Below are 26581 nucleotides of genomic sequence, written 5' to 3'. Positions count from 1 at the left end.
GGCGGTATGTGCACACGCATTGAATGCGTGTGGGCGTCAACCGTCCCCGCCGGTTGCGGCATTCCGCCCGTCCGGCCGGACGCCCTGTGATCCCGGACACGCACGCAGAGCCGGGAGCGGTCGAACCCCCGCAGCTTGCGCAGGTGCTCGCGTACGCGCGCACTCGGGCGCGCGGTAGGCGTACGCGTCCTCGGCCATGCCGCGCATCCGCCCAGGCAGCCTGGCGAACAACGGCCCCCGAACAGTCCCTGGCCCAGCCCTCCGCCTATGGGCCGACCGTCGACATCAGGAGGACTGCGGTCGCTGTAGTCCTTGGAGGAGCAGCTCGACCAGTCGGCGGGGGTCGTAGCGGGGGTCGCCGTCACGTCCGATGCAGAGGTTGCCGATGCCCCGCATCAGTTCGTAGGCGTGCATACCGGGCCTGATGTCACCGGCGTCGACTGCGGCGTCGAGCAACTGCGCGCAGACGGGCACCAAGCGGTCGAGGAAGTAGGCATGCAGAGCGTCGAAGCCGCTGCTGTCCGATTGCAGCGCGTTGGCGAGTCCGTGCTTCGTGACCAGGAAGTCGACGAAGAGGTCGACCCACTGACGGAGCGCTGCGAGCGGGGAGTCGGCGCTGACCAGCAGGGTCGGACCGGCCTCCGCGCAGGCCTCGACCTGGTGGCGGTAGACAGCCACGACGAGATCCGCCCGATTCGGGAAGTGGCGGTAGATCGTCCCCATCCCGACCCCGGCTCTGGCCGCGATCTCACGGATCGGCGCATCGACACCGGAGGTGACGAACACCGAAGCGGCGGCGGCGAGCAGCGTCTGCTGGTTGCGCAGCGCGTCGGCCCGCTTGCTTCGGGCCGGCACCTCCCCGGACTGGCCTGCAGTGGGCACCACGCTCTCCTTCCGACGGCCGTTGACTAAACGGAACACTGCTCCGTATATTAAACGGAACAACGTTCCACTTTCAGCGTAGCCGAAGCCGGACGCTCCTGACCGCCTCACCCGCCGCCGGCCGAACGAGACCGGCGGCAGAGGCCACGGAAGGTGAATACGCATCATGAGTGAATCGACCTGCACAGCCGACACCGTCAGCCCGCCCACTCCCGTCCTCTCGGTCGGTCCGGTAGCGCTGTCGGCTCCCGGCCGCGCCGTCGACCTGGAGGTGCGCGTCTCCGCACCTGTCACCGGGGGCGACCTGCCGGTCATCCTCCTCTCGCACGGCCAGGGCTACTCGAACAACCTCTCCTCGCTGAACGGCTACGCGCCTCTCGCCAACTTCTGGGCGGCGCACGGCTTCGTCGTGATCCAGCCCACCCATCTGAGCTCCAGGACACTGAGCCTGGATCCCGATACCCCCGGAGCACCTCTGTACTGGCGATCACGGGCCGAGGACATGAAGCGCATCCTCGACCAACTCGACGTGATCGAGGCCGCCGTCCCGCAACTCCTCGGGCGCCTGGACCCAAGCAAGGTCGCCGTAGCCGGGCACTCGATGGGCGGGCACACCGCGAGCCTGCTGCTGGGCGCCCGGCTCACCGATCCGCACGACGGAACGGAAGTGCACCTGACCGAGCCCCGAATCAAGGCGGGTGTCCTGCTTGCCGCACCCGGCAGGGGCGGCGACGCCCTCAGCGAGTCCGCGACCGAGAATCTCCCATTCTTGCTGACCACGGACTTCTCCGAGATGACGACGCCCGCGCTCGTGGTCGCCGGCGACAAGGACGCCTCTGCCCACCTGACGGTTCGGGGCCCGGACTGGCACACCGATCCGTACTTCCTCTCCCCGGGCCCCAAGTCCCTGCTCACCCTGTTTGACGCAGAGCACGGGCTCGGCGGGATCTCCGGATATGACGTCGCCGAGACCACGGACGAGAACCCCGAACGAGTGTCTGCGGTCCAGCGGCTCACCTGGGCCTACCTCCGCACCGAGTTCCACCCCGGGGATCCCGCTTGGCAGGCGGCGCGTGAGGCGCTGGCGGCCGCCCCCGATCCGCTCGGACGAGTCGAATCCAAGCAATAGGGAATTCCCCACGATCCCGTTGAGCACGGTGCGGTCGTCCGACCACCTCCGGCCCCACAAGGACTCGGGCAGCGGCGGCCGGACGAACTCCCGCTCGTCATCGCACAGTTGATGGCGACGTATCACCCCACCGCGACCCACCACTCAAGATCGCCCGACGGCACAACCCAGTGCCGCATCAGAACGTTCGCCCTGTCATCCGCCATGGATCAACGGGTTGGTCGCCTTCGACGGTATGTGGATACTGTCGCGGTGTTCTCAGATGCCGATGTCGCCGCGCTGTACGACCTGCTGAATCCGTGGGATCCCGAGATCTGGCTCGGCGATCGCTTCTACGACGAACTGGTCATGAGCGCGGGCTCGGTCCTGGACGTCGGCTGTGGCACCGGCGCCATGCTGCACCGAGCCCGCGAACAGGGCCACTCCGGCCGTCTCGTCGGCCTCGACCCGGACCGTGCCGCGCTTGCCCGTGCCCGGCGCCGCACCGATGTCGAGTGGGTCGAGGGAACCGCGGCGGAGGCCGGGTGGGACGCCGAGTTCGCCCTTGCGACGATGGCAAGCCACGCGTTCCAATGCCTCGTCACCGACGACGACCTGCGTGCCTCGCTCGCAGCGATCCGTGCGACGCTGCACGAAGGCGGTCGCTTCGCGTTCGAGACGCGCCACCCGAAGGCGCGTGCCTGGGAGGACTGGAACCCGTCGAACGCCTGCGACATCGTCGATGCGACGGGCCGTGCCCTGCGCGTCTGGCACGAGACCGAGTCCGTCGTCGGCGACGTGGTCACCTTCACCGGAACGACGGCGGAGCCCAACGGCACGGTGCTTCGCGTCGACCGCACGAGCCTGCGCTTTCCAGACGTGGCGACGCTGGACGCGTTCCTCACCGACGCGGGCTTCGCGATCGAGGCCCAGTACGGTGACTGGCACCGCGGACCCCTCACCGCCACGAGTCGGGAGGTCGTCACGATCGCCCGCCGCCGATAGCCCCCGAGGATGATGCGCTTGCGTCCCATGCGGGTACTGGCGAGACCTCGTAGGACCTACGGGTCGAGGTCGCACCGGCGGGCCGGCGTGGTTCGCAGCCGGCGGCGTCCACGTCGCTGTAGCGGGTGCGGAGGCGACGGGCCGGATCGCGGCCCGCCGATCCGGCCGGATCCCGACACCGGGGCACTGCCGGGACTTGCCCAGACGAGTGCGGACTACCCGAACCCCACTTCGTAAGTTAGGTTAGGCATACCTAAGTAACCCTGCTTCATGCCTCCCTACCGTGCCTGGAGAACCCGGATGCGCCCTTTCAGCAACCGCGCCACCCCACCGACTGCCGCCGAGCGCGTCCGCTCGATCCTGGCCGCCGCCCATTCGATGACCGTGGTGAGCGACGGGCTGCACACCGAAGTACGCCGTCTCGACGGCGCGGGGGCGATGGGCCACTTCCACCTGCACGCGCCGTTCGAGGGCACCGGTGCCCAAACGGAGACGCGCGTGCCGGTCCGGTTGGAGCTCACCGACATCGCCCCCACACCCGTACGCGATCGGGTGCGTGCCCGCGTCATGGTGACCGGACTGCTGGCCGCCCCGTACGACACGGAGTCCGCGAAGAGCACCTGCATGGAGTTCGGCCAGGCGGTCCTCGAAGACGCCCAGGGACGCGCCTACGTCACCCTCCAGGCCCTGGAGGCAACCGAACTCGACCCGATCGCGACCAGCGAAGCGGGCATGCTGACCCACCTCGTCGACGACCACAGCGACATCGTTCCCCTGCTGCTGCGCCTCGTCCGGCCCCACCCGGACAACGGCATACTGCGCGCCCTCCCGGTGGCGATGGACCGCTACGGCGTGACCCTGCGCCTCGAATACCCCCGCACCCACCGCGATGTCCGGCTGCCGTTCAAGACACCCGTGACCGACATCGACCAGGCCGGCCCGCAGATCCACGCCCTCCTGGCCACGGCACGCCGCCTCGCCCGCACGGGTCACCTGCCGACCTGATCGCCCCCACGCTCCCCTCCTGGAAGAACCACGCGACGACCTTGCCGAAGGATCGTGGTGGGCCGCGTCGACCCACTCGACCTTGACGGGCAGGGCGTCTGCGCGCTCCGGCCCACCGAAGGCGGCGCAGCCCAGCAGGCAGCGGCCCAGCCCTCGCGGTGCGACGGTCGGGTATGTGCGAGAGCCTGGGAGGGGGGAACGTGTGCCCGGCAGTGGCGACGGGGGCGCGGGGGGAGTGTGTCCCCGGCAGTGGCGACGCACCTCCAGGTGACACCCGCACCCAGCGAGGAAGGCGGGCTGTGATGAGCGATTCGGATGCGGGTGCCGCGGGGCGGAGCCAGGGCGAGCGGGGCCCCCTCTCGGCGATCACGCTGAGCGTCAACGATCAGGTCCGGCAGCTCGAGGTGGATCCCCGGACCTCGCTGCTCGACGCGCTGCGCGAGCATCTGCGCCTGAGCGGGACCAAGAAGGGGTGCGACCACGGGCAGTGCGGCGCCTGCACGGTGCTGGTCAACGGCCGGCGCATCAACTCCTGTCTGACGCTCGCCGTGATGCATGAGGACGACGAGATCGTGACGATCGAGGGCCTGGGCGATCCGGAGGGACTGCACCCCATGCAACTCGCCTTCGTCGAGCGTGACGGCTTCCAATGTGGCTACTGCACTCCCGGCCAGATCTGTTCGGCCGTCGGCATGCTGGCCGAGGTGGAGGCGGGTTGGCCCAGCCACGCCACCGCCGACGTGGCCTCGCCGCAGGTCGCCCTGACCGATGAGGAGATCCGCGAGCGGATGAGCGGCAACATCTGTCGGTGCGCCGCCTATCCGAACATCGTCGCGGCCATCCGCGGCACCGCGGACGGAGGCCCGCGATGAGGTCCTTCACCTACGAGCGAGCGACGGACGCACCGGACGCCGTCGCCGCGGTGTCCAGAACCGGCGCGAAGTTCATCAGCGGTGGCACCAATCTGCTCGACCTGATGAAGCTCGGCATCGAGAAGCCCAGCCATCTGGTCGACATCAGTCGGCTGCCGTTGCGGGACATCGAGGAGCTGCCGGACGGCGGTCTGCGCATCGGCGCCCAGGCGGCGAACTCCGACGTGGCCGCCGACGCCCGAGTGCGCACCCGCTATCCGGTGCTGTCGCAGGCGCTGGTGTCCGGCGCCTCGGGTCAGTTGCGCAACAAGGCGTCCACCGGGGGAAATCTGCTGCAGCGCACGCGCTGCCCCTACTTCTACGACACGGCCGCGGACTGCAACAAGCGGAATCCGGGATCCGGTTGTTCGGCGATCGGCGGGTTCAACCGCATCCACGCGATCCTCGGTGCCAGCGGCTCCTGCATCGCCACCCACCCCTCGGACATGGCCGTCGCGATGACCGCGCTGGAGGCGGAGATCGAGCTGCTCGACGCGGACGCGTCGGTGCGCCGCGTCGCCCTCACGGACTTCTACCGGCTGCCGGGCGATACGCCGCACATCGAGACCGTCCTGCGCCCCGGCGAGATGATCACCGGCGTGGTCCTGCCCCCTCCCCCGCCGGGCGGGCAGATCTACCGCAAGGTGCGCGACCGGGCGTCGTACGAGTTCGCGCTGGTCGCGGTGGCGGCCGTCGTCTCGGTCGATCAGGGAACGGTCAGTGAGGCGCGGGTGGCGTTCGGCGGTGTGGCGCACAAGCCGTGGCGGTCCATCGAGGCGGAGGCAGCGCTGACCGGCCGTCCCGCCACGATGGCTACCTACCGCGCCGCCGCCGAGGCCGCGCTGCGCGACGCCGTGGGGCAGGGCGACAACGACTTCAAGATCGAGCTGGCCCGGCGCACGCTGTGCCGCACGCTGGCACAAGCGGCCCGGTCGAGCTGAGGAGGCGACATGATCGGGCAACCTCTGAGCCGCGTCGACGGCCCGTTGAAGGTCGCCGGCCGGGCCACCTATGCCTATGAGTATTGGGAGGCCGGCCAACCGCTCTACGGTTTCATCGTCGGCGCGACGATCGGCAAAGGCCGCATCACCCGGATCGACACCGAGGTCGCCGAACGCGCATGGGGCGTGCGCATGGTGATGACCCACCGCAATTCCCCGACCCAGGGCCCGCGTGATGAGTCCGTTGCGATGGAGTACTGGCGCGCCCAGCCGGTGCTGGTCGGCCCGGACGTTCATCACTACGGCGAGCCGGTGGCGCTCGTCGTCGCCGAAACCTTCGAGCAGGCCCGAGCGGCGGCCGATCTCGTCGACGTGGAATACGCCGACGGGCGGGGACGATTCGACTTCGCTGCGCACGAAGACGAGGCGTACATCCCGAAAGTGGTCAATGCCGGAATCACCACCGACACCGCGGTGGGCGATTTCGACGCCGGATTCGGTACCGCTGCCGTGCGAGTCGACCAGCAGTACACGACACCGTACGAGCTCTCGATGCCGATGGAACCGCACGCGTGTCTGGTGGAACCGCGTGGCGAGGACCTGTTCGTCCACGTCAGCTGCCAGATCGTCGACGCGGCGCGGGCCTCGATCGCCCGCACGCTTCGGACCGACCCTGCGCGGATTCACATCGTCGCCCCCTACGTCGGCGGGGGATTCGGCTCCAAGCTGGGCATCCATGCCGAGACGATCCTGGCAGCGCTCGCCGCCCGCGCGTTGCGGCAGCCGGTCAAGGTCGCGCTGACCCGGCAGCAGATCTTCCAACTCGTCGGTGTGCGCCCCACATCGAGCCAGCGGGTACGGCTGGGCGCGGGGCACGACGGACGGCTGACCGCGATCGCCCATGACGTCACCATGCACACCAACCCCGACAGGGAGTTCGCCGAGCAGACCGCCGCCACGACCCGCAGCCTCTACGCCGCGCCCCACCGGTTGACCAGCCACCGGCTCACGCCGCTCGACCTACCGCCCGGGGCGGACGTTCGCGCGCCGGGCGAGGCGCCGGGCATGCTGGCGGTCGAGTCGGCCATGGACGAACTGGCCGACGCGCTCGGGATGGACCCGGTCGAGCTGCGGCTCCGCAACGAGCCCACCGTCGATCCCGAGCGAGACGTGCCGTACAGCGGCCGGCACCTGGTCGACTGCCTGCGCGAAGGCACACGCCGGTTCGGCTGGGAGCACCGCCCCGCAACCCCGGCGAGTGTGCGCGAGGGACGGTGGTGGGTCGGCTACGGCATGGCCGCCGCCATCCGCGGGCATTTCCAGGGGCCGACAGCGGTGCGGGTGCGCTTGGAGGCGGACGGAACCGCCGTCGTCCAGACGGACATGACCGACATCGGCACGGGCACCTACACGATCCTGACCCAGGTCACGGCCGACGGACTCGGGCTGCCGCCGGATCGGGTGCGGATCGAGCTCGGGCGTTCCGGGCTTCCCTCCAGCTGGGGGTCCGGTGGCTCGTGGGGCGCCGCCAACTCGAGCACCGCGGCACATCAGGCGTGCACGGCCCTGCGCGAGAGGCTGCTGGTCGCGGCGCGCGGCGACGCGCGCTCCCCGCTGCACGGCCTGGACCCGGCGGACGCGGTGTTCCGCGGGGGCGACGTGCGCATAGGTGGCGCGTCCGAGGCGCTGAGCGAGATCGTCGCACGCAACCATCCCGACGGTGTGGAGGCCGAGGGCGAGACCCGCTTCATGGGCGACGATCCGAACTACACGTCCTACTCGATTCACACCTACGGGGCTCATTTCGCCGAAGTGGGGGTCGACGCGGACACCGCCGAGATCCGTCTGCGGAGGATGCTGGGCGTGTTCTCGGTGGGTCGTGTGCTCAACCCCAAGACGGCACGGTCGCAGCTGATCGGCGGCATGATCTGGGGAGCCGGCGCGGCCCTCGAGGAGGAGGCCGTGGTCGACCCGCGATCCGGCGCCTTCGTCAACCGGGATCTCGCGCAATACCTGGTGCCGGTCCACGCCGACATCCCCGACGTCGACATCGTCGTACTCGACGGGTACGACGACAAGGCGAACGCCCTCGGCGCGAAGGGCGTCGGTGAGCTGGGGATCTGCGGATCCGGTGCGGCGGTGGCGAACGCGGTGTTCAACGCCACCGGGATCCGTGTGCGCGACTTCCCCATCACGCTCGAAAAGGTGCTGCCCGGTCTGCCGGAGGTGGCTGCGTGAAGCGTCGGGCATGAGTCGGGTCCACTCCCCCCGAAGCCCGGATCGTCACCACACGCAGCGCACAAGGTCGGGTCCGGAGCGCGGTGCCGCGCCCACCCTGTGAGACCGTCAGGGTGGGTGCGGGCCGGTCCCGGAGAGCCATCGGCGTGGGGAAGAAGACCGTCGCGCGGGACACCGACCGCGGCCCGCAGCCGCTCCGGCCCGTCGCCGACCCCGCGCCGGCCGAGTACTGCACCTTCCTGCGGTGGCACCCCAACCCACCCCGAGCAACAGAACAGGACACCGGATGAGCGCACGTTTCGAGGAGATCGACTGGCGGCAGACGCCCATGGGCGAGATCAGCCTGCGGCGTCGCCGGGACCCCGTGTCGCAGGAGGACGTGTACGAGGTGAAGCTCGGCGACGAATACCTGATGTCGAGCCTCTTCACCGCGGGGGAGGTCGAGTTGACCCGGCTCGGCCTGGCGGAGCTGCCCGACGGCCCGCTCGATGTCGCCGTCGGTGGACTCGGCCTCGGGTACACGGCCCGGACGGCGCTGGACGATCCGCGGGTGCGCTCGCTGATCGTCGTCGACGCCCTGGCAGAGGTGATCGACTGGCACCGGCGCGGGCTCGTACCGCTGGGCGCGGGACTGTCCTCGGATCCTCGGTGCCGGCTGGTGCGCGGGGACTTCTTCGCCATGGTTGCGGGGAGCGCGGCGGCGGGCGGGCCGGTGCCTGCGGACGGTGTGGACGGTGTGGAGAGGGACGCTCCGGTGTCTGCGGGGAGCACGGTCGGCGGCACCGGTGCGGTCCCGCGCGGCCTGGACCCGGAGACTCCCGACCGCCGTTTCCACGCGATCCTGCTGGACGTCGACCATTCACCGCGCCATGTGCTCCACCCCGGCCACGCCTCGCTCTACCGCCCGGCCGGCCTGACCGCGCTGGCCGAACTGCTCCACCCCGGGGGCGTGTTCGCGCTGTGGTCGAACGACCCGCCGGACGAGGAGTTCGGCTCGGTGCTCGCGGGGGTTTTCGCGGAAACGGCTGCGCACGTGGTCGATTTCGACAATCCGCTACAGGGCGGGACCGCGGCCAACACCGTCTATGTCGCCCGCAGGCACAACGGCTGACGAGATCCGGGCCCGGATCGTCTCGGGATCGCCGACCACCTGGTGGTGGTCCCGGCGTTCGACGTGCTCACCGCCCACCGGCGATGGCTGTGATCGCGACGCCGGCGCCCGTCGGTGCAGGGCCCAGGGCGCACGGGCCGCAGGGGACGACGCGCAGGTCGGGACATCAGCCGGCCCATCGCCCCGACAGGAACGCCAGAGCGTAGACGGCCGTCAGCGGGCCGACGAGGCTCAGGTAGACCGTCGTGAACCGTGGATGTCGCATGCTCCAGGCCGCCAGGCTGATCCACAGGGGCCACCACAGGAGGGTGGCGCGCGGGATGGAGGTGTACCAGTAGGAGGTTCCCAGCGCCCAGAGGCTGAGGCCGAGGTAGAGGGCTTCGGGCCAGCGGCGTTGCCGGATCAGCAGGCCGAGCAGGAGGAGTCCGACGAGCATGGCCACGAGCTCGGCCTGGAACATGAAGGCGTACCCGGTGGTCTGGGTGTGGGCGAAGGCCGCGTGCCAGGTGTTCTGCCATGCCTCCCAGGGGGCGTGGAAGGTGCGGTACCAACCGCGTTCCTCCGCGTGCTTCCAGGCCATCCAGTCGCCGGTGTACGCGTACAGGTAGCAGGTGTAGAGGGCCACGGGGACGGCCGGCAGCGCCAGCCAGGGCAGCGAACGCCATTCGCTGCGGTTGCGGGCGGCAAGCACGAAGTGCAGGGCGATGGCCGCGGCGAGGAACAGGCCGCTGACGCGGACCGTGATGGCCAAGGCGGTCAGGGCGGCTGCGAGCGGCCAGTTGCGGCGCCGGGCCGCAAGCCAGGCGGGCAGCGCGAGAGCGAGGAAGAGGGCTTCGGTGTAGCCGGCCGCCAGGAAGATCGCGCAAGGGGAGAGCAGGAAGAAGAGGACGGTGCGGCGGCCCGCGTGGGCGTCGGGCAGGTGCCGCCGGGTGATCCGGGCCAGTGCCAGGACGGCGATGGCCCCTGAGACGAAGGAGATCAGCAGGCCGGCCGTGACCCAGTGCGGGACGACGACGTGGACGGCGCGGAGCAGGAGCGGGAATCCGGGGAAGAACGCCTCCCTGTTGTCCCAGCCGGCCTGCCAGGGACCGGCCTGCCCGGGGAAATAGCCGTCCCGCGCTATGTGCACGTAGTGGCCCCAGTCCCACTGTTCAAAGGGTGCCAGGACGGAGGCGGCGGTGCGGGTGTTCCGATCGGCGGGGAAGAGCCACCTGGTGCAGTAGGCGGTGACCCAGACAGCTGTTCGGCTGAGCAGATAGAGCCACAGCACCTCACGGTCGGCAGGGCCGAGGCGAAAGGCACGAAGCCCGAGAAGCGCGGTCCGCGCTCGCGGTGGGTCGGCGGGCGAACGCGGCGGACGGACAACTCCCCCTGTCCGGGGCGGCGGTGAGGGGCGCGCCGGCGCGGCGGAGGATTGTGCGGGCCGGGCCGAGCACTCGCTCTGCCGAGGCGATAGTGGCGATAGAGGCGATATGGCGGGCATACGGGGCTCTCCTGGGCGTGCGGAATCACCCGGCGGCGGCCGCCGGGACACGAGCTGGCTGCTGTCAGGACGGTGGTGCGGTGCTTCGCGGCGGTGTGGCGGGTTGCGTGGCCGTGGCCGACGCACCGCCGGCGGTGCCCTGGGTCGAGTGCAGGGTGGTGGGCGTCGATGACGCTCCCGCGGTGCTCGTACCGGGGAACGAATGGCCGGTCGAGCGTGAACTGCCGGTCGACGAGGGTGAGGGCGAGGGCTTCGAGGGAGAAGGCGTGTTCGCGGGGACGGCCGGCCGCGGGCTGTCGGGCAGGAGCGTGGCCGCGGCCGCCGCGCCACCGGAGAGCACCAGGCAGGCGCCGGCCGCGAGCGCGGCCATCCGATACCGGCGCACCCGCTCACCGCGCTCGGTGATGTCCGAGACCGGTACGGAACGTGTGCGGGACTGCCCGGTGGCGGCCGCCTCCTGAAACAGGGACCTCAGCGGGTCATGGGACTCAGGCACCGGGGGCCTCCTCAATGCGCGGATCCTGCAGGCGGTGGGAGAGCGCGGCCCGACCTCGGACCAGATGTGTCTTGACGCTGCTGGCGGACAGACCGGTCTCCCCGGCGATCTGCTCGACGGTGAGATCGCAGACGTAGTGCAGCGTCAGCGTGCGGCGCTGCCTGGCCGGCAGCTCACGCAGCGCCTCCACCAGCGCCACCTGTTCCGGCCCCGGTCCCTCGACGTGCGGCGGAGCACCACTGCGCTGCCAGGCATCAGCCGTACGCCGCCGGAAACGCCAGCGGCTCACGGCCAGACGCCAGGCGACCGTGCGGACCCACGCTTCGGGCTGACCGTCACGGTCCAGCTGCCCCCGCCGGCTCCAGCCCTTCACGAACGCCTCCTGCACGACGTCCTGCGCCTCGTGCAGGTCTCCGAGCATCACGTACAACTGCCCCGTGAGCCGTGCCACCGCCTGGGCGTAGAACTCTTCGAACTCCTCGACGGTCAACAGCCACTCCCTGTCGGCGTCGGGTGAATCGTGACCCACTTTGGGCGGTTGGAAATTGACCCAGTTGTGTCGGTCAGTCGGTGTCGTTGTCGGTGGGGACGCGTCCGAGTTCGCGTCCGCGCATGCGGTAGGAGTCGCCTTTGAGGGAGTGGACCTCTGCGTGGTGCACGAGGCGGTCGATCATGGCGGCGGCCACGGTCTCGTCGCCGAAGACTTCTCCCCAGCGCCCGAAGGGTTTGTTGCTGGTGACGATCACGGATGCGCGTTCGTAGCGGTTCGAGATCAGTTGGAAGAACAGGTTGGCGGCCTCCGATTCGAAGGGGATGTAGCCGACCTCGTCCACGATGATCAGCGGGTAGCGGCCGAGGCGGGTGAGCTCGGTGGCGAGGTTTCCGGCCTGGTGGGCGGCGGCGAGCCGGTCGACCCACTCGGCGGCGGTGGCGAAGGCGACGCGGTGTCCGGCTTGGCAGGCCCTGACCCCCAGGCCGATGGCCAGGTGTGTTTTGCCCGTGCCGGGCGGGCCGAGGAAGACGACGTTCTCTTTGCCGGCGATGAAGTCCAAGGTGCCCAGGTGGGACAGATGCTGGCGCGTCAGGCCGCGCAGATGGGTGACGTCGAGTTCCTCGAGCGTCTTGATCGCGGGAAAGCGGGCGGCGCGTACTCGAGCTTCACCGCCGTGGGATTCGCGAGCGGAGACCTCCCGCTGGAGGCAGGCGACGAGGTATTCGGCGTGGGTCCAGGACTCCTTGCGGGCCCGTTCGGCGAGCCGGTCGGCGGCGTCCAGCAGGGCCGGGGCCTTCAGGGCCCGGGCCAGGAAGGCCAACTCAGAGGTGGTTTGCTGGCTGGTGCGGCGGCCTGCCGGGGCGGTGGTCTTGTCGACGGGCTCGGCGAGGGTGACGTCGCCGTCGGCGGCGGCGGTGCGGGTGGGCATTTAGATGGCCTCCTTGTCGGCGCCGCCGTCGATGACGGTGAACAGGCGGTCATAGGTGCCCAGCTCGCGTTGTTCGACCTCGACCATCGGGCCGCCGCCGCAGCCGACGGCCTGGATCTGACCCGTCGGTCGGCGGCGGGCCTGGTGGCGCATCATCGCTCCTGCCTCGGCGTGTTCGGGATCGGTGATGGTCTGGTGGCGAGCCCAGCAGCGGACGTGCTGAGCGACGATCTCGCCGCCGGTGGACAGGACGATGACCTGGTCGTTGTCGGTCAGCACGGTGACGTGGTGGCCGATGGCGGCGGGGTCGACGGAGTAGTCGCAGGTGTCGACGCGGACGTAGTGGTCCCGGCCCAGCCGGGTGGAAAACCGCCACCAGGTCGGCGGGTCGACCGCCGGGAGAGTGAGCATGCCGGCCTGGTCGGCTTCCCACCGGTCGGCCGGACGGGCGCCCAGGGTGCGGTGAACGCGGCGGTTGGCGACCTTCAGCCAGGCCCCGAGCTGGGTGTTGAAATCGTCCGGACCGCTGAAGTGCCGACCCGGCAGGAACGACGTCTCCAGATAGCCGTTTGCCCGCTCCACCAGCCCTTTCGCCTCCGGATCCCGGGGCCGGCACAAGTAGATCTTGGTGGCGAGCAGGCCCGCGAACGCGGCGAACTCGCTGGTGGGACGGCCGCGGCCGACGCCGGCCTCGTTGTCCCAGACCAGCGTCTTGGGGACGGCACCCCACTGCGACAGGAGCCGCCAGTGCCCGTCGATCAGGTCACCGGTCCTCCTCGAGGGCAGCATCCGCGCGGCGATCATCCGCGAATAGCCCGAGACCATCACCAACACCGGCGGCCGTCCGGTCTGTCCATAGCCCAGCGGGATCTGAGCGTCGGGGAACCACAGGTCGCACTGGGCCAGCTCGCCGGGCCGGTAGTTCGTGCGGGAGACCGGATCGACCGGCAGATAGGCGGGGCGAAGCTCACGGATCCGGTCCTTCAGGACCGTCATCCCGCGTTCCCAGCCGATCCGCTCAGCGATCACTGTCGCGGGCATCGTTGGCGTCTCCCGCAGCAGTTCACGGATCTGCACCTCCACCGCGTCCACCGCCGAGCCCTTCGCCGGCCGCTCGTACTTCGGCGGCCGGCCGCTGGCCAGGGCCCGCTTCACGGTGTTCTTCGAGATACCCAGATGCCGTGCGATCGCACGGATCGGCATCTGCTCCGCCCGGTGCAGGCGACGGATCTCTGCCCAGTCTTCCACGAGGATCACCCTTCCCTCCTGACCTTGATCAGCAAGGTCAGAATGAGATGAAAATCCACAAGTGGGTCAGTATTGACACGCCGTCAAAGGGTCAGAGTTCGACCGTCGCCGAGACTCCCGGATCTCTCGTTTCACCTGACATACGCCCGGCACGTCGAATCCGGTCGACACCAAAGGCGAGAAACCAGCGTGATGGTCCTCACGGAACCAAGGGCGGTCGACACGCGTCACGGCCGTCGCTCACGCCTCAGCCTGCCTCGGCCCGTCTCGGCCCGAGACTTGATGCCGGCATCGTCGAGCAGGACACCGTCGTGCGGGCGGACGGGAGAGGACAGCCGATGCAGTCCCGATTCCCGAAGCAGTGAGGGGGAGGAGTGAGTCGCGGGTGTTCGTCGTCAGCGAAGACGGTCGTAGGTCATGGCCGTTTCCATCAGGGTGCGGTCACGACGACAACACCGGATGGACATCCGGTCCCACCCCCGCATGCCGATGAGCGCCCCATGCTGGAGGCAGGGCTCGACCTTCACCGCGCGACTCTCGCCCTCAGAGGACTCGACGAGGCGACGACCGTATGGCGATCGGAAGTCGCTCGAGGCCGTGAGCTCATCGCGGCCGCGTCACTGGACGACACCGGTCAGCTGTCTGACCAGGAAGCCGGCCATGTGGGCGCTCATGGGGTGTCCCTGCGCTGGGTCATGGTGCACATGATCGAGGAATACGCACGTCACAATGGCCATGCCGATCTGATCCGAGAGCGCATCGACGGAGTCACCGGGACGTGAGAGGTGGCTGCGCGGTGGGCGCGACCGCACGAGCGGCCGCCGCGCCGGCTCCGGCGGCCCTTCGGGTGCGCCGGGGCCCTCCGTTCGCCGGTGCGCCCTCACCTCAAGTACTGCACCCCGACAGCGCGTTGGGCCGTGACGGGCGTCACATCCCAGTTGGGATCGTTTCGAAGCAGACTGGCCGCATGTGGACGCAGACAGCCGTGGCGGCCGGAGTGCTCGCCCTGTTGACCGTGGTACCAGGGCCGGACATGGCCGTGGTCACCAAGCGCGCGATCGCCTCCGGCAGGGCGGAGGCCCTGCGCACCGCTGCCGGGATCACGACCGGGCTCCTGGTGTGGGGCGTGTTCACCGTCGTCGGGCTCGCCGCGATCCTCGCGGCGTCGGCGGAGGCGTACTTCACCGTCAAGATCCTGGGCGCCACATACCTGGTCTTCCTCGGGCTGCAGTCCCTCTGGCAGAGCCGCCGCGCCGCCCCGCGGACGACCGAGTCGACGGCCACCGGCTCGGGGCGCGCGTACCTGACGGGCCTGACCACCAACGTCCTCAATCCAAAGATCGCGGTCTTTTACACCGGTCTGCTGCCGACCCTGGCCCCGCACGGACTGCCCACGCCGGTCGGCATGGGCCTGTTGGTCCTGCTGCACGCGGCGCTGACTCTGACCTGGCTCGGGGCTTACGCCTACCTCGTCTCCAGGGCGCGCTCGGTCTTCGAACGGCCGCGTGTCCGGCGCCTGCTGGACCGCGTGACGGGTGTGGTCCTCATCGGCTTCGGGGTGCGGGTCGCCGCGGACGCCGGCTGACAGGCAACTCGCGGGAGGAAGGGGAGGGAGATGGGCACGGTGCTCGGCACGATCGAGCGGATCTGGCGGTACCCCATCAAGTCCACCGGCGGTGAGCCGTTGGCCGAGGCCGCCGTGGACGACCGGGGACTCGTCGGCGACCGGCTCTACGCGGTGCGGGACGCGGAGGGCAAGTTCGGCTCGGGCAAGAACACGCGCCGGTTCCGGCGCATGCCGGGGCTGTTGCAGCTGCAGTCCCGATACCCCGGGGGAGCAACCACGGAGGTGCCCGAACTGCTGGACCCGGACGGCGAGCCGGTACCGGACCCGACGTCCTATGTGCGGCGCTACCTGGACCGGAGCGACGTCGAAGTGGCCCGCGAGGGCGGGATCTCGCACTTCGACCAGCTGCCCCTCAGCGTCCTGACCACGGCCACCCTCGACTGGGTCCGCGCGGCCGTTCCCGGCGTGCCCGTCGACGAGCGCCGGTTTCGGCCGAACCTGCTGGTGCGGACGCCGCCGGGCACGCCTCCCTTCGTGGAGGACGAGTGGTTCGGCAGCACCGCGCGAATCGGCGACGCCCTGTGCATTCGGTTCGAGCGCTCCAGCGAGCGATGCGTGATGACCAACGAGGCCCAGCAGGACCTGCCGCACTCCCCCTTGATCCTGCGAGCCATCGCGCAGGCACACGACATGCGACTGGACGCCCTGGCCACGGTCGCGCAACCGGGACGGGTTCGCCTCGGGGACACCGTCGAACCGACCTGAAACACCCTCCGAAACCACACTTCGGCGCGCAGCCGGGCCACGGCGGCGCCCAGGTGGCGGGTGTTTCGCAGGGCGGTGGCGTTGGCGGCGGGGCCGGGACTGCGGACCAGACTGCCGAACACTCGCGGCGAGGGTGCGGTGCGGGCCCGTGAAGTATTGAACCGATCCATCCAATACGTGTTAGCCTCGGCACCATGGCCCGACCCCGGAAGTTCGACGAGGAGCGGGCGGTCGACGCCGCGATGGTGGCGTTCTGGGCCGCCGGCTATGAGGCGACGTCCACCCAGGATCTGTGCAACGCCACGGGCCTGGGTCGGAGCAGTATCTACAACACGTTCAAGAGCAAGCACGACCTCTTCGAGCGGGCCCTGACGCGCTATATGCACGCCAAGAACGACGAGCTGTTCACGCTCATGGAGAGTGAGCTGCCGGCCCGGCAGAAGCTCCGGGCGCTTCTGCAGCGGGTGATCGCCGAGGAGTTCGCACCCGGTGCCGACGGCCGGGGCTGCATGGTCGTGAACACCTGCGTCGAGGTGTCGGCCCATGACACTTCGGTCGCGGCGTCGCTGGAGCGCGACTACAACCTGCGGATGGAGGCGATCCGCGCCGTCATCGAGTCCGGGCGCCGCGACGGCGACATCGCCGCCGACAAGGACGCCCGCGCCCTCGCCCATCTCCTCATCGCGACAATCGGGGGCCTACGCGTTTCCGCGCGGTCCGGCGTCGACCGCGCCACCCTGGAAGATGTCGCGGATGCCGCACTGACCGCCTTCTGAACCACACCGACTGAGCCCACGCGCCTTCACCCCGCCGCACACCCTGCCCTGGATCTCTCATGCCCCGGTTTTGAACCAATCAATCCAAAACCAGCCCGATCCCAACCCTTCCGCCCCTTCTCCGGCCCCTTCCGCCCCTTTCCCTGCCCCTGCGCCTGCCCCTCGCCAGAACTCAGATCCTCCCCTCACCCAACGGAGCGTTCTCCCGTGCCACTCGTCATCCCTCTTCTCGGCCTGGGCATATTCGCCCAAGGGACCTCGGAGTTCATGCTGTCCGGGCTCATCCCGGGCATCGCCCGCGATCTCGGTGTCTCCATCCCCGACGCCGGCCTGCTGATCTCCGCGTTCGCCATCGGCATGGTCATCGGCGCGCCGGTGCTGGCCGTCGCCACGCTGCGGGTCCCTCGCCGTACCGCGCTGGTCGCCTTCCAGCTCGTCTTCGTCGCCGCACATGTGGTCGGCGCCCTTGCACCGGCGTACGGGATGCTGTTCGCGACCCGCGTCGTGAGCGCGCTCGCCTACGCGGGGTTCTGGGCGGTTGCCGCGGCGACGGCAGTAAGCCTGGTGCCGCCGGACGCCAAAGCGAAAGCACTGTCGGTGGTCACCATGGGGCTCACCGTCGCCACCATCGTGGGCGTGCCCGCCGGAACGGTGCTGAGCCAGTACGTGGGCTGGCGCGCGGCCTTCTGGGGCGTGGCCGCGCTCACCGTACTCAGCGCTCTCTCCCTGCTCGCCGCGCTGCCGGCGGGCCGAGCCGACGGAGACGAAGTGCCTTCCCTGCGAAGGGAACTGAGCGGCCTGGCCCGGCCGGCCCTCTGGGTGTCCTACCTGGTGACCGCACTCACCTTCGGGGCGGCGGTCGTCACCTTCAGCTATCTCTCACCGCTGCTGACCGAGGTCAGCGGGCTGCCGGCCCGATGGGTGCCAGTGGTTCTCGCGCTCTACGGCGTCGGCGGACTGCTCGGGGTGACGCTCGGCGGACGCGTCGCCGACGCGGCGCCCCTGCGCACCCTGGCCATCGGCACCGGTTCCCTCACCGTCGCCTCCGCCGTGTTCGCACTGACGGCGGGGAGCCCCGGCGTCGCCGTCGCGCTGGTCCTCGTCCTCGGGCTCACCGGATACGTCGTCAACCCGGTGGTGCAGTCAAGGGTGTTCCGGCTCGCACCCGACGCGCCGACGCTGACGGGTGCCGTGAACACCTCGGCCTTCAACGTCGGCATCACCCTCACCCCGATGCTGGGTGGCCTCACGATCGACGCGGGCCTCGGCTTCACCTCGGTGGCCTGGGTCGGTGCCGGTGCCGGAGTGCTCGCGCTCGCGGCGACCGGATGGGCGGCAGCACTACAGCGGCGGACGGCCCGCCGCGGCGGACCCGCCGCCGACCGGCCCGCTCCCGGCACCGCGAAGGTGCTCGTCGCCGACGGACGGCGCTGAGCCCCGGAAGTGCGCAGCCGGCGGCCCCCGGAGACCGTCGGCACAGCCGGCCGGCCCCACGCTCGCGCCGGCGGCGGCAGCTCTGTCAGCTGCAGATCCGTCTGCCCGCATGAGACCGGCTCTCAGCCCTGTGTCCTAGTTCCGCTGACGGATGTGGTGTGGCGCCTCAAGCCATAGCCTCGCTCCATGACGTCAGTTGATTCTCGTTCCAGCGGACCCCGCAGCCCGGAGCAGCGCAAGCGCGAGGCGCTGGAACGGCTCACGCGGGACAACGATGTATGGGTCGCTACGGCCGACGCCACCGGCGAACCCTGTCTCGTTCCGCTTGCCTTCTGGTGGGACGGCGAGGCTGTGTGGCTGTCCACCCGCGTCACCAACCCGACTGGGCGCAACCTGTCCCCCACGGGCCAGGCGCGCCTCTGCTTCGGCCATACCCGGGACGTGGTGCTGGTCCACGGCACCGCGCGCATGCTGACCCGCGAGGAGCTTCCAACCGAGGTGGGCGATGCCTTCGCGGCCAAGGACGGCTGGGATCCTCGGCAGGATCACCCCTCTTACGTCTTCTTCCAGGTCATCCCAGAGGTTCTGCAGGCGTGGGGAACGGTTCCCGAGATGAACGGACGGACCCTTATGCGTGAGGGGAAGTGGCTGCTGTGAAGCCCGTCTCGAACTGCGGGGAGTCACCGCGCTGCCCGCACCCCCTGGAGCACCGAATTCACCTACGTGGGCGGAGAGTTGCCACCTCGCAACCGACTCGACTCTAGGGGGCTGAGCAGGCGACAACGGGGCTGAGCGGGCGACAACGAGAACGCCGGGCCCCGGCTGTCAGGGGAACCGGCGAACCGTCACGCATCATCACGTCAGAGCTCGACGCCCGGACCGTCCAGATCGGGCAGGTCCTTGGTGGAGATCGGGGGCTTCACCTCGACGTTGTCGCCGATCTCGATCGTCATCCTGTCCTGCCCCATGTGCAACGGGCCGCTGTAACCCGCCTTCCGAGTCCGGTCCGTGATGATTCCGTCGCCCTCCTTCCCCTGCAGACCCTTCTTGGATATGTGCGAGAAGACGGCTACCCGGGGGCGCGTTCGGGAGAAGACCCGGGCAGCCTGCTCAGGTGTTGTCAGTTTCTCCTCGACAGCCTTCAACTTCCCCGATTTGGTGAGCTCATCGTCGAATGCGACCACGTTGTGAATGAGGGCATCGACTTTTTGTCCGTACGCTACGACGTTCTCACTGTACGTGGTGTCGCCCGACAGGAGCACGGATTTCCCTGAGTAATCCAACCGGTACCCGTAAGCAGGGTTTCCGTCCTTGTGCTCCACGGCGAAAGCGGTCACCTTGACGCCGTCATGGTCGTAGGCGACGCCCGGTCCGATCTCCCGGACGCGAATGTCGAGGTATTCCTTCTTGAAGACGTCGTTCGAGCGGTGATCCACGTCGTGCTCGTACATCGCCCGCATGCCTTTGATCATCCCGGCCGTTCCGGGAGGACCCCAGACCTCGAGGGTGTCGGTCCGGCCGAGCAGGAACCACGGGTTGAGCCAGAGCGCTGGAAGGTCTTCGTAATGGTCGTTGTGCAGGTGAGTCAGGAAGATCTTGGTGACCTGCTTGGGGTTGACCCGGGACTCGTACATGTTCTGCGTGGCTCCTCGGCCCACATCGAACAGGAATCTCTGGCCGCCCGCCTCGATGAGCGTGGACATTCCCTGGCGTGCGGTCGACATCTCCGGGCCCCCAGTGCCGAGGAGATGGACCTTCACCTTGAACGGCGTATCACTTCGGGAATCCGCCGCACCAGCATTCGTTTCCTTCTCGCGCGCGCAGCCCAGGAGGCCGAAGGAGAGTGCCATTGCCGCGGTTCCGCCCAACAAAGGCCGTCGGGAGATCAGATGACTATGAGGTGTGGGGGCGTCGCCCTTTGACGGTTCCGCATCCGCCGAGCTACGAAAAACGCGCATAATGGTTCCTTCCGCTGTGCAGAGCAGTCGCGCCAGCGGGATAAGTAGAGCAACGCGAAGATCAGACGCACATGGACAGGCCCTACGAGAGGAAGGGCCTCGCCGGGGCGTTTTCTAGGATGATCGTCCAGTTACTTGGTGGTTCTCTCCTGGAGTACCGGTTTCGCCGGCAAGGCAGGGGGCGGCCTCTTCGCAGATGTCCTCGGCCCGTCGGCTCGACTGGGCCGATTCCTAGAACGGATGAACGTATGGGCGGTCCTTCACCCGGTCGTAGATCCTGCGCAGCCACGGCTGCCGGACCGCCGGGATCCGTGCCAGCGTATGGAGGAACACCCCCCAGTCAGGCCGAAACGGCCCTCGTGGACACATCGGCAATGGGTCGTCACGGTGAACACCGTCGGGCAGCCCGCCCGTCACGGGGAGCAGCAGCCGTTCGCCGGGGAAAGCCAATTGCGTCCACACGTCGGCGGGCAGAGGGACGGTCCGCGCACGCCCTGAGGCTCGCCACGGGACCCCCGTCTGCGGATGCTGCGGCACGAGGAAGATGTCGGGAGCGGGCTCCCGGCAAGGCAGGCCCGGCCCCGTCAGCGCCACGGTCTTAGCCGGCTCCCCGGAGGGGAGCAGCACATCGAGCGTGCGGCCGAAGGTGTCCGCGATGAGGCCGTCGGGAAGGGCCACGGGCGCGCCCTCCGAGGCCGCCAACAGATGTGCCAGCCCGGCGCCCACGGCCGCCGCCCACTGCGGGCTCCATGCCCCGGACGGATCGACCGGCGGTGCGCCCTGCCGCCCCTGCGCATCCCAGCAGTCCGCCCAATCGGCGGGCTTGTCGGTGGAGAGGCCGCGTACGGCGTCCCGGGCGAACCACACCGCCTGCCAGAGCGAGCAGTCGTCGACGCGGGTCGCCACCGGCTGACCGCACTGCTCGCAGGCGAGGTTCGGGCCGCTGCTCCCGTCCAGCCCACAGCAGTAGCCGTCGCACCGCTCGGGGATCAGCGCGGTCCCGCGCGTGTCACCCGGCGCGACGACAATCGCTCCCGGGGTGCCGAAGGAGAGGGCAGACGCCGGCGCGAACCCGCCGCCGGCTGCCGCCTCGTCCCGTCCGACCGCGCTCCACCGCCATGGCAGCCCGGACGGCTCCGGGTCCACGGCATACGTCCCCGGTTCCATAAGAACCGGGAGCAGTGTTCCGTTGCCCCACTGCTGGTGAGCATGAGCGGGAAGGGCGACCCGCAACAGCGCGACACTGAGCGCCGCCTCGCATCCCGCACACACGAACGTCGTCACGTGCCCTCCCCCGTCGCTGACGTACGGATCATCCCAGCTGCGCGATCGACGGCCTACGGCTTTACCCGTCGCCATGATGAGCGACCGGCCGGCCCCGAGGTACACCGGTACGCAAGGCCCGGCTTCAGCGTCGAGGCCAACGGAGCTGTTGCTCGCGGTCAACGCGATGGCGTTCGTTCGAGGAAGACGGCGGCTCTCGCGAGGCGTCAGAAACTGAAGGCGTCCGCCAGGTCGGTGGCATCACATGTCAGGTCAAGGATTTCCGGAACACCATCCAAGTCCGTCCACCAGACGGTCGGTGTGTCGGGCGCCAGGGCATTGAGCAGGCCAAGAATCACCCGCCCGGGGACAAGCAGCGGGTCCTGGTCGGGGAAGACCAGTACCGGGCCCTGCGGATGGAAGGTGAGCCGGCAGCGACCGCCACCGGTGTGGATGTCGAGGTCGGTAGCGTCCATGGGCGGGAAAGGCCCGGCTGCTTCTGAGCCCGGCCACAACGCGATGGCTGTCCGTGTGAGCTGATCTGCCGAGAACGACCAGGAGCCACCGTCCTCCTGATCCGGACTGACGTAGTAGTTGCCCCCCACTGGCACCTCTCACATCTCACATCTCACATCATCGGTCTGACTGGCCCTTGTGACGATACGGGTCTCGCCCGGAGTCTTCGACGACGTTCTTGCTACTTGTCGAGACCGCGCGGCGAGCGGGAAGCGACGAGCAGAGAGCGGAGAGCAGAGAGCGACAACTGGACCGCTGAGCAACGTCTTTGGCGTCGATGACTGCGCCGACCCGTAACCGGTAGGCGCATGGCAGGGGGGCGAAGCTCGGGCCAGGCAGGGGCAAAGGGCAGAGGGCCGCAACCCGCCGGGGTGCTCCCGATCGATGCGCGAAACCGATCACCCCATCTTGATCGTCTCGTCTCTCAGGGGTGACCACGGGAGGTGACCACGGGAGGGAACCATGGATCTGTTGGCGTTCTTCGGTATGCCGCTGATCAGCGTTTTCTTGATGGCGATCGGATCCGTGCCCTACGCGCTGTGGGTGACCCGGCGGGGGCCGTCCCCACACGCCCGGTGGGGGGTTATCGGTGCCTATGTGGCGGTGGTGGGATACCTCGGCGCCGTCTTGTACGGGCTCGCCTTCACGAGCCCGATCGAGGTGTGCGGCAAGAGGACTCTCGACGACGACTTCCCTTTGGAGCATGTGACCGTTGGTTGGTTCCCGCCGGACGTCGCCTGCTACTGGTCCGACTCCGGAACGTACGGGCCCTCGCATCCCACTGCACTGGGCACGTGGACGATGTGGGCAGGAATCGCCGTCTTGGTTGTTGCTGTCACCAGGATGCTGGTCGGCAGGAAGTCCCGGTCCTCCCGTTGGGCACGTGCCGGGATGATGTGGTCACCGATCGTGGCCGGGGTGTGCTGGGCGGTCCGAATTCACCCCGTGATGGCGCTCTCCCGCACCGATCTGGAGAACAAGTGCTTCGACTGGCAGGTGAGCCACCTCCTTTCGGCGCCTGGTGGAGAGATTCTGGGCGCCGACCGAAGCGTGTTCCCACTGTCCGTCATCTGCAGGTACACGGAAGGAAAGGTCGGCCTCATCGAGACTGAGTCGCTTCTCGTGTACCTGTGCGTCATCGTGTTCGCTGCGTGTGCCGGGACGATCCTTTACCAGGTAGGGCTCAAGAGGTCCTGATACGTGGCCGCCCGGCGTCGTCCCTCGGGCGTGAAACGCCACCTTCCGCGCCCAGCTCCGCGGCGTCCGGGGCAGGGGCCGGCCACACGTTGCCCTCGATGTGTAGCGGGCGTGCTTGATGTGGACGTCCGACCCTGGCTCGGGCGGAAAGGGGGGCGCATGCGGTGGGGCGGGAGCGGTGGTCATGGGAGTTCCGGATCGGCGGTCGCCGTGGGCGAGAGGCGCAGGGCCTTCTCCACGGCCATCTCGCCGGCCCGAATGAAATCCGACTCGGAGGAGTCCACTTCGTGCCAGCGTGCATCGGTGACCGTGCACCGGACGAAGGGGCGAACACCCGGCGGGAGCGCGTCGAGAGCAGTGCGGACACCCTGTTCGAGGGCCTCGACGAACTCCTGCGGCAGCCATTCCCGTGGGATGCCCCGGTCGCGCCTCGGATCCCGGTTCTGGTGACGGTCACGCTCGGGCCAGCGGAAGACGACCGGCCCTCCGGTCTCCTCCCCCAACGGCTCGAAGTCCATGGTGATGATCGCGAGGCTGCCGCTGCACGTGGTCTGGCAGACGATTTTGACGAATACCGCCCGCACGGGTTCGGGCGGGAAACGGCGGACCTGACGGCCAAGCGCGGTGGTCATGAGCCCTCGGGATGGTGGTTCGGGGAGCTGCACCACTCCCACCGAGGGGGCAGTGCACGGAAGCTCGAGCATGACCCGGCCTCATCCGATGTGCCACCCAATTGACCGGGCATTGACGCCGCCTCAGCGAAAGCGTCGAGCGCGGCCCAAGAGCCGCCCCGAGCCGCGGAACCACGGCGGGCGCGCCTGAAGCGAGTGGGGACGATCAGGCCAGCTTTCGCACCCAGAAAGCTGCCGCTCGGGCATATGCACCTCGCATTCCGCACCCCAAACGTGAATTCTCGCCACACAGGCAACAGGCGTAGACGCTTTTCGGACGGATGCCGGCCCTTTCCGGCGCTTTCTGGAAGCCGGCCGAGCGATGCCACCCCCGTTGATCAAGGCGCCTTTTGCCGGGTGGCCCACTCGCGTTTCATTGGGCTTTTTACGGGCGGGGTAGCTGCTGACCGGTCGACGACGGGAGCCGTCGGCCGGTCACGGATGGCCCCGCCGGAAAGAGAGCCCTCGGAGCAGCAGGAGATCGAGGACGCCCGAGACCGACGACACCGTAGTCCGAACAACGCCGTAGTCCGAACGACACCGTAGTCCGAACGACGCTGGAGACCGGACCGTTGCTTGTGAGCCCTGACGCGGTGGCCGCCCGCCGCGACGAAGACGCCCTCTGGAGCACCACCGACGCCGTGCTGCGCAAGGTCGGGGCCGCTGCGCCGGGACCGCCTCGCCATCCCGCCCGCAAGGCGGCGGCGCACGGAGTGCGGACGGGGCAGGCAGACGGTGCCGTGCCGGCCGCCGGCCCGGAGCCCGGCGCCGGCGGCGGCGGCGGCGGCGGCGGCGGCGGCGGGACCGTCGTACCACCCCCTCGGCGCGCCGCCGGCCGCTGGCCCGTCGACCTCGCCGACCCGGCACCGCATCTGGAGCAGGCTGTCGGTCGGGCCCTCGCCTCGCTCCCGCCCGGACGCGGCCCGCAGGCGGGCGCAACTGGCACAGCGGACACCGCCAACATGGCCAACATGACGAACCCGGCGGACACGGCGAGCCGAAGCTCGATGGTGCGGGGCTGGGATGCCGAGCAGGCCGCAGTCCTGACCGAGTCGGCGGACCGGATGCACCGCATATGGCCGCCGATGTTGGCCGAACTGCGGGAAGGGGTGCGGCAGATCGCCCTGCTGCACGGCCCGTCCATCGACGGCTTCACCGACTTCACCACGCACGGCGCGGTGTTCGTCAACGCCTCCCGGCTCACCACGGGCCGCAACGGGCTGCCCGGCTGGGTCCGGCTGGCCGACGCCCTCGTGCACGAGGGCACGCACACCCGCTGCAACGCCGCCGCACTCGGCACCCCCTTCCTCGTGCCCGGCCCCGGCCCCGCGCCGACCATGCTGACCCCACTGCGTCCTGACCCCCGGCCGCTGACCGGCCTCTTCCAGCAGACGGTCGTCCTGGCGCGTCAGGTGGTCCTCTACCGCCTGCTGCACGAGGAGACACCGGCAGCGGACCTGCCGCAGCGGGCCATGACCGCCCGCCGGGTGCAGCTGCTGGGCCGGGCCCGGCAGGGCGCCGCGACGCTGAGCCGGTACAGCGCTTCCCTCACCCCGGCCGGTGAGGCGGTACGCGCCGAGGTGGACGAGCTGCTGGCGCGGGAGAGCCCGCCGACGGGGGCGCACACCGGCCCGCCCTGGGGCCGCGGGTGACGGTCTCCGTATCGGCGGCCCGCTGGGCGCCCGAGGTCTTCGGACCCCGGCCGCACTCCCCCGCCGCGCCACCGGCCCGAGTCGCCGCCCGGTCCACGGTCGCCGCCGCCGGTGGTACCCCGTCCCATTCGGCAGCGCGGCGGGCGCCGACCCGAACAACGTACTGCTGTGCACCCGGGGCGAGTTGATGGAGCATGCGGCCGGCGGCGCTCTCGCCGAGCCGGCGGCGGCGCTCAGTCCACCGGCGCAGCGATCAGTCCACCGGTGCGGCGATCAGTCCACCGGTGCGGCGCACGAGTCTCCTCGGCGGCCCAGGAGGCGAGGGTTCGCAGGCCGTCGGGTGACTTCCAGCGGTCCGGCAGCAGGGTGGCGGGTCGGCCCGCACGCCGGACAGCGGGGGATGACTAGGCGGTTTGCGCGCGGGGGCTTGCGCCCGCGGTGATGAGGAGAGCGACAGTCTCGGGATGGGGGCCGTCGTTCGCCCAGTCCAGGGGGAGCGGCCGGTGCCGTGATCTTCACGACGGTTCGGATCGGCGCCGTGCGCCAACAGTTCACGCACCGTCTCGGTGTGCCCCCAGCATGCGGCCGCGCAGAGGGGCGTGCCTTCCGCGCCGAGTCCGCTGCTCTCAGTGTCCGGGGAGGCCCCGGACACCAGGAGCAGGCGGGCGATCTCTGCTTCTCCGTTCACGGACGCCTCATACAGCGGGGTGGTGCCCTCGCTGTCCGCTCGCTCCGGGTCGGCCCCAGCTCGCAGAAGAGCCTTCACACGGGTGGTGTCGCCCAGGAGGACTGCCACGTCGAGGCGCCGGGAGAGCTTCTTTCGCTTCCGCTCGTTCATGGGTGCCGAGGTTGACGGCCGGGCGTGCGGCGGGGCCATGCATATTCGCTCCTCGATGGCGGCGACCAGCATGACGACAACCGCCGCCACATCCT

Annotated in this window: 26 protein-coding genes and 1 pseudogene; 17 read left to right on the top strand and 10 right to left on the bottom strand. The window is 69.6% G+C overall.

Going from position 1 to position 26581, the window contains the following annotated elements; all coding sequences use genetic code 11:
* Positions 1 to 285: 285 nt before the first annotated feature.
* Positions 286 to 882 carry a TetR/AcrR family transcriptional regulator gene (locus tag ACGFML_RS29455; protein ID WP_393548636.1) on the bottom strand — a complete coding sequence of 199 codons (597 nt, stop codon included), beginning with the start codon at positions 880 to 882 and terminating at the stop codon, positions 286 to 288.
* Between the two features lie 166 nt (positions 883 to 1048).
* Here ACGFML_RS29455 and ACGFML_RS29450 point away from each other — a divergent pair, with 166 nt between their 5' ends.
* From ACGFML_RS29450 to ACGFML_RS29415, 8 genes are all read left to right on the top strand, one after another.
* Positions 1049 to 2011 (top strand): alpha/beta hydrolase family protein, encoded by a 963-nt coding sequence (locus ACGFML_RS29450; protein ID WP_393548635.1) that lies wholly within the window; start codon positions 1049 to 1051, stop codon positions 2009 to 2011.
* 252 nt (positions 2012 to 2263) lie between these two features.
* Positions 2264 to 2995 (top strand): class I SAM-dependent methyltransferase, encoded by a 732-nt coding sequence (locus tag ACGFML_RS29445; protein WP_393548656.1) that lies wholly within the window; start codon positions 2264 to 2266, stop codon positions 2993 to 2995.
* 300 nt (positions 2996 to 3295) lie between these two features.
* Positions 3296 to 4000, top strand: coding sequence for a DUF2470 domain-containing protein (locus ACGFML_RS29440; RefSeq protein ID WP_393548634.1), 705 nt, complete (start codon positions 3296 to 3298; stop codon positions 3998 to 4000).
* 302 nt (positions 4001 to 4302) lie between these two features.
* Complete coding sequence (locus ACGFML_RS29435) at positions 4303 to 4872, top strand: 2Fe-2S iron-sulfur cluster-binding protein (protein WP_393548633.1); 570 nt, start codon at positions 4303 to 4305, stop codon at positions 4870 to 4872.
* Positions 4869 to 5852: an FAD binding domain-containing protein gene (locus ACGFML_RS29430; protein ID WP_393548632.1), complete on the top strand. Its 984-nt coding sequence runs from the start codon at positions 4869 to 4871 to the stop codon at positions 5850 to 5852. The genes ACGFML_RS29435 and ACGFML_RS29430 overlap by 4 nt, the downstream gene beginning before the upstream one ends.
* 9 nt (positions 5853 to 5861) lie before the next feature.
* Entirely contained in the window at positions 5862 to 8090 is a 2229-nt protein-coding gene (locus tag ACGFML_RS29425) for a molybdopterin cofactor-binding domain-containing protein (protein ID WP_393548631.1), read from the top strand.
* 146 nt (positions 8091 to 8236) lie between these two features.
* On the top strand, positions 8237 to 8380 hold the full coding sequence (locus tag ACGFML_RS29420; protein ID WP_393548630.1) for a hypothetical protein: 144 nt from the start codon (positions 8237 to 8239) through the stop codon (positions 8378 to 8380).
* The gene (locus ACGFML_RS29415) at positions 8377 to 9201 is read left to right on the top strand and encodes a spermidine synthase (RefSeq protein ID WP_393548629.1); all 825 of its coding nucleotides are present in this window, start codon (positions 8377 to 8379) and stop codon (positions 9199 to 9201) included. The genes ACGFML_RS29420 and ACGFML_RS29415 overlap by 4 nt, the downstream gene beginning before the upstream one ends.
* A gap of 166 nt (positions 9202 to 9367) precedes the next feature.
* On the opposite strand, the gene ACGFML_RS29410 is transcribed toward ACGFML_RS29415, so the two are convergent.
* Positions 9368 to 10684 carry a mannosyltransferase family protein gene (locus ACGFML_RS29410; protein ID WP_393548628.1) on the bottom strand — a complete coding sequence of 439 codons (1317 nt, stop codon included), beginning with the start codon at positions 10682 to 10684 and terminating at the stop codon, positions 9368 to 9370.
* 113 nt (positions 10685 to 10797) lie between these two features.
* On the opposite strand from ACGFML_RS29410, the gene ACGFML_RS29405 reads away from it, so the two are divergent.
* Positions 10798 to 11145 carry a hypothetical protein gene (locus ACGFML_RS29405; protein WP_393548627.1) on the top strand — a complete coding sequence of 116 codons (348 nt, stop codon included), beginning with the start codon at positions 10798 to 10800 and terminating at the stop codon, positions 11143 to 11145.
* 27 nt (positions 11146 to 11172) lie between these two features.
* On the opposite strand, the gene ACGFML_RS29400 is transcribed toward ACGFML_RS29405, so the two are convergent.
* From ACGFML_RS29400 to istA, 3 genes are all read right to left on the bottom strand, one after another.
* Positions 11173 to 11670 (bottom strand): SigE family RNA polymerase sigma factor, encoded by a 498-nt coding sequence (locus tag ACGFML_RS29400; protein WP_393548626.1) that lies wholly within the window; start codon positions 11668 to 11670, stop codon positions 11173 to 11175.
* 73 nt (positions 11671 to 11743) lie between these two features.
* A complete protein-coding gene (gene istB, locus ACGFML_RS29395; RefSeq protein WP_393548625.1) occupies positions 11744 to 12601 on the bottom strand; it encodes an IS21-like element helper ATPase IstB in 858 nt (285 codons plus the stop codon).
* Positions 12602 to 13858: an IS21 family transposase gene (gene istA / locus ACGFML_RS29390; RefSeq protein WP_393548624.1), complete on the bottom strand. Its 1257-nt coding sequence runs from the start codon at positions 13856 to 13858 to the stop codon at positions 12602 to 12604.
* A gap of 491 nt (positions 13859 to 14349) precedes the next feature.
* Here istA and ACGFML_RS29385 point away from each other — a divergent pair, with 491 nt between their 5' ends.
* The 6 genes from ACGFML_RS29385 to ACGFML_RS29360 all read left to right on the top strand — a co-directional run bounded on the left by ACGFML_RS29385 (position 14350) and on the right by ACGFML_RS29360 (position 19048).
* Positions 14350 to 14631, top strand: a complete 282-nt coding sequence (locus tag ACGFML_RS29385) for a DUF664 domain-containing protein (protein ID WP_393548623.1) — start codon at positions 14350 to 14352, stop codon at positions 14629 to 14631.
* A 185-nt stretch (positions 14632 to 14816) separates the two neighbouring features.
* The gene (locus tag ACGFML_RS29380) at positions 14817 to 15434 is read left to right on the top strand and encodes a LysE family translocator (RefSeq protein ID WP_393548622.1); all 618 of its coding nucleotides are present in this window, start codon (positions 14817 to 14819) and stop codon (positions 15432 to 15434) included.
* Positions 15435 to 15464: 30 nt separating this feature from the next.
* Positions 15465 to 16181 (top strand): MOSC domain-containing protein, encoded by a 717-nt coding sequence (locus ACGFML_RS29375; RefSeq protein ID WP_393548621.1) that lies wholly within the window; start codon positions 15465 to 15467, stop codon positions 16179 to 16181.
* 194 nt (positions 16182 to 16375) lie between these two features.
* A complete protein-coding gene (locus ACGFML_RS29370) occupies positions 16376 to 16957 on the top strand; it encodes a TetR/AcrR family transcriptional regulator (RefSeq protein WP_393548620.1) in 582 nt (193 codons plus the stop codon).
* Between the two features lie 207 nt (positions 16958 to 17164).
* A complete protein-coding gene (locus ACGFML_RS29365) occupies positions 17165 to 18391 on the top strand; it encodes a Cmx/CmrA family chloramphenicol efflux MFS transporter (protein ID WP_393548619.1) in 1227 nt (408 codons plus the stop codon).
* 186 nt (positions 18392 to 18577) lie between these two features.
* On the top strand, positions 18578 to 19048 hold the full coding sequence (locus ACGFML_RS29360) for a pyridoxamine 5'-phosphate oxidase family protein (RefSeq protein WP_393548618.1): 471 nt from the start codon (positions 18578 to 18580) through the stop codon (positions 19046 to 19048).
* A 203-nt stretch (positions 19049 to 19251) separates the two neighbouring features.
* Here the strand turns inward: ACGFML_RS29360 and ACGFML_RS29355 are convergent, their stop codons facing one another.
* From ACGFML_RS29355 to ACGFML_RS29345, 3 genes are all read right to left on the bottom strand, one after another.
* Entirely contained in the window at positions 19252 to 20241 is a 990-nt protein-coding gene (locus tag ACGFML_RS29355; protein ID WP_393548617.1) for an MBL fold metallo-hydrolase, read from the bottom strand.
* 339 nt (positions 20242 to 20580) lie between these two features.
* The gene (locus tag ACGFML_RS29350) at positions 20581 to 21633 is read right to left on the bottom strand and encodes a hypothetical protein (protein WP_393548616.1); all 1053 of its coding nucleotides are present in this window, start codon (positions 21631 to 21633) and stop codon (positions 20581 to 20583) included.
* 206 nt (positions 21634 to 21839) lie between these two features.
* Complete coding sequence (locus ACGFML_RS29345; RefSeq protein WP_393548615.1) at positions 21840 to 22088, bottom strand: hypothetical protein; 249 nt, start codon at positions 22086 to 22088, stop codon at positions 21840 to 21842.
* A gap of 502 nt (positions 22089 to 22590) precedes the next feature.
* On the opposite strand from ACGFML_RS29345, the gene ACGFML_RS29340 reads away from it, so the two are divergent.
* Positions 22591 to 23325, top strand: coding sequence for a hypothetical protein (locus tag ACGFML_RS29340; protein ID WP_393548614.1), 735 nt, complete (start codon positions 22591 to 22593; stop codon positions 23323 to 23325).
* A gap of 182 nt (positions 23326 to 23507) precedes the next feature.
* Here the strand turns inward: ACGFML_RS29340 and ACGFML_RS29335 are convergent, their stop codons facing one another.
* Complete coding sequence (locus ACGFML_RS29335) at positions 23508 to 23957, bottom strand: hypothetical protein (protein WP_393548613.1); 450 nt, start codon at positions 23955 to 23957, stop codon at positions 23508 to 23510.
* Positions 23958 to 24574: 617 nt separating this feature from the next.
* Between ACGFML_RS29335 and ACGFML_RS29330 the strand changes: the two genes are divergently transcribed.
* Complete coding sequence (locus tag ACGFML_RS29330) at positions 24575 to 25648, top strand: aKG-HExxH-type peptide beta-hydroxylase (protein WP_393548612.1); 1074 nt, start codon at positions 24575 to 24577, stop codon at positions 25646 to 25648.
* Between the two features lie 404 nt (positions 25649 to 26052).
* Here the strand turns inward: ACGFML_RS29330 and ACGFML_RS29325 are convergent.
* Positions 26053 to 26486: pseudogene (locus tag ACGFML_RS29325) on the bottom strand (ankyrin repeat domain-containing protein).
* Positions 26487 to 26581 lie beyond the last annotated feature (95 nt).

The organism is Streptomyces sp. NPDC048650 (assembly GCF_043199095.1).
In the GTDB taxonomy this organism is placed as follows: Bacteria; Actinomycetota; Actinomycetes; order Streptomycetales; family Streptomycetaceae; genus Streptomyces.
This window is presented reverse-complemented; position numbering and strand designations above follow the sequence as displayed.

What these genes read in the sequence shown, in the direction of transcription:
- ACGFML_RS29450 (WP_393548635.1), top strand. Translation starts at nt 1,049, where the DNA reads ATGAGTGAATCGACCTGCACAGCCGACACCGTCAGCCCGCCCACTCCC.
- ACGFML_RS29440 (WP_393548634.1), top strand. Translation starts at nt 3,296, where the DNA reads ATGCGCCCTTTCAGCAACCGCGCCACCCCACCGACTGCCGCCGAGCGC.
- ACGFML_RS29435 (WP_393548633.1), top strand. Translation starts at nt 4,303, where the DNA reads ATGAGCGATTCGGATGCGGGTGCCGCGGGGCGGAGCCAGGGCGAGCGG.
- ACGFML_RS29430 (WP_393548632.1), top strand. Translation starts at nt 4,869, where the DNA reads ATGAGGTCCTTCACCTACGAGCGAGCGACGGACGCACCGGACGCCGTC.
- ACGFML_RS29425 (WP_393548631.1), top strand. Translation starts at nt 5,862, where the DNA reads ATGATCGGGCAACCTCTGAGCCGCGTCGACGGCCCGTTGAAGGTCGCC.
- ACGFML_RS29415 (WP_393548629.1), top strand. Translation starts at nt 8,377, where the DNA reads ATGAGCGCACGTTTCGAGGAGATCGACTGGCGGCAGACGCCCATGGGC.
- ACGFML_RS29410 (WP_393548628.1), bottom strand. Translation starts at nt 10,684, where the DNA reads ATGCCCGCCATATCGCCTCTATCGCCACTATCGCCTCGGCAGAGCGAG.
- istB (WP_393548625.1), bottom strand. Translation starts at nt 12,601, where the DNA reads ATGCCCACCCGCACCGCCGCCGCCGACGGCGACGTCACCCTCGCCGAG.
- ACGFML_RS29385 (WP_393548623.1), top strand. Translation starts at nt 14,350, where the DNA reads ATGCTGGAGGCAGGGCTCGACCTTCACCGCGCGACTCTCGCCCTCAGA.
- ACGFML_RS29380 (WP_393548622.1), top strand. Translation starts at nt 14,817, where the DNA reads ATGTGGACGCAGACAGCCGTGGCGGCCGGAGTGCTCGCCCTGTTGACC.
- ACGFML_RS29375 (WP_393548621.1), top strand. Translation starts at nt 15,465, where the DNA reads ATGGGCACGGTGCTCGGCACGATCGAGCGGATCTGGCGGTACCCCATC.
- ACGFML_RS29370 (WP_393548620.1), top strand. Translation starts at nt 16,376, where the DNA reads ATGGCCCGACCCCGGAAGTTCGACGAGGAGCGGGCGGTCGACGCCGCG.
- ACGFML_RS29360 (WP_393548618.1), top strand. Translation starts at nt 18,578, where the DNA reads ATGACGTCAGTTGATTCTCGTTCCAGCGGACCCCGCAGCCCGGAGCAG.
- ACGFML_RS29355 (WP_393548617.1), bottom strand. Translation starts at nt 20,241, where the DNA reads ATGGCACTCTCCTTCGGCCTCCTGGGCTGCGCGCGCGAGAAGGAAACG.
- ACGFML_RS29345 (WP_393548615.1), bottom strand. Translation starts at nt 22,088, where the DNA reads ATGGACGCTACCGACCTCGACATCCACACCGGTGGCGGTCGCTGCCGG.
- ACGFML_RS29340 (WP_393548614.1), top strand. Translation starts at nt 22,591, where the DNA reads ATGGATCTGTTGGCGTTCTTCGGTATGCCGCTGATCAGCGTTTTCTTG.
- ACGFML_RS29335 (WP_393548613.1), bottom strand. Translation starts at nt 23,957, where the DNA reads ATGACCACCGCGCTTGGCCGTCAGGTCCGCCGTTTCCCGCCCGAACCC.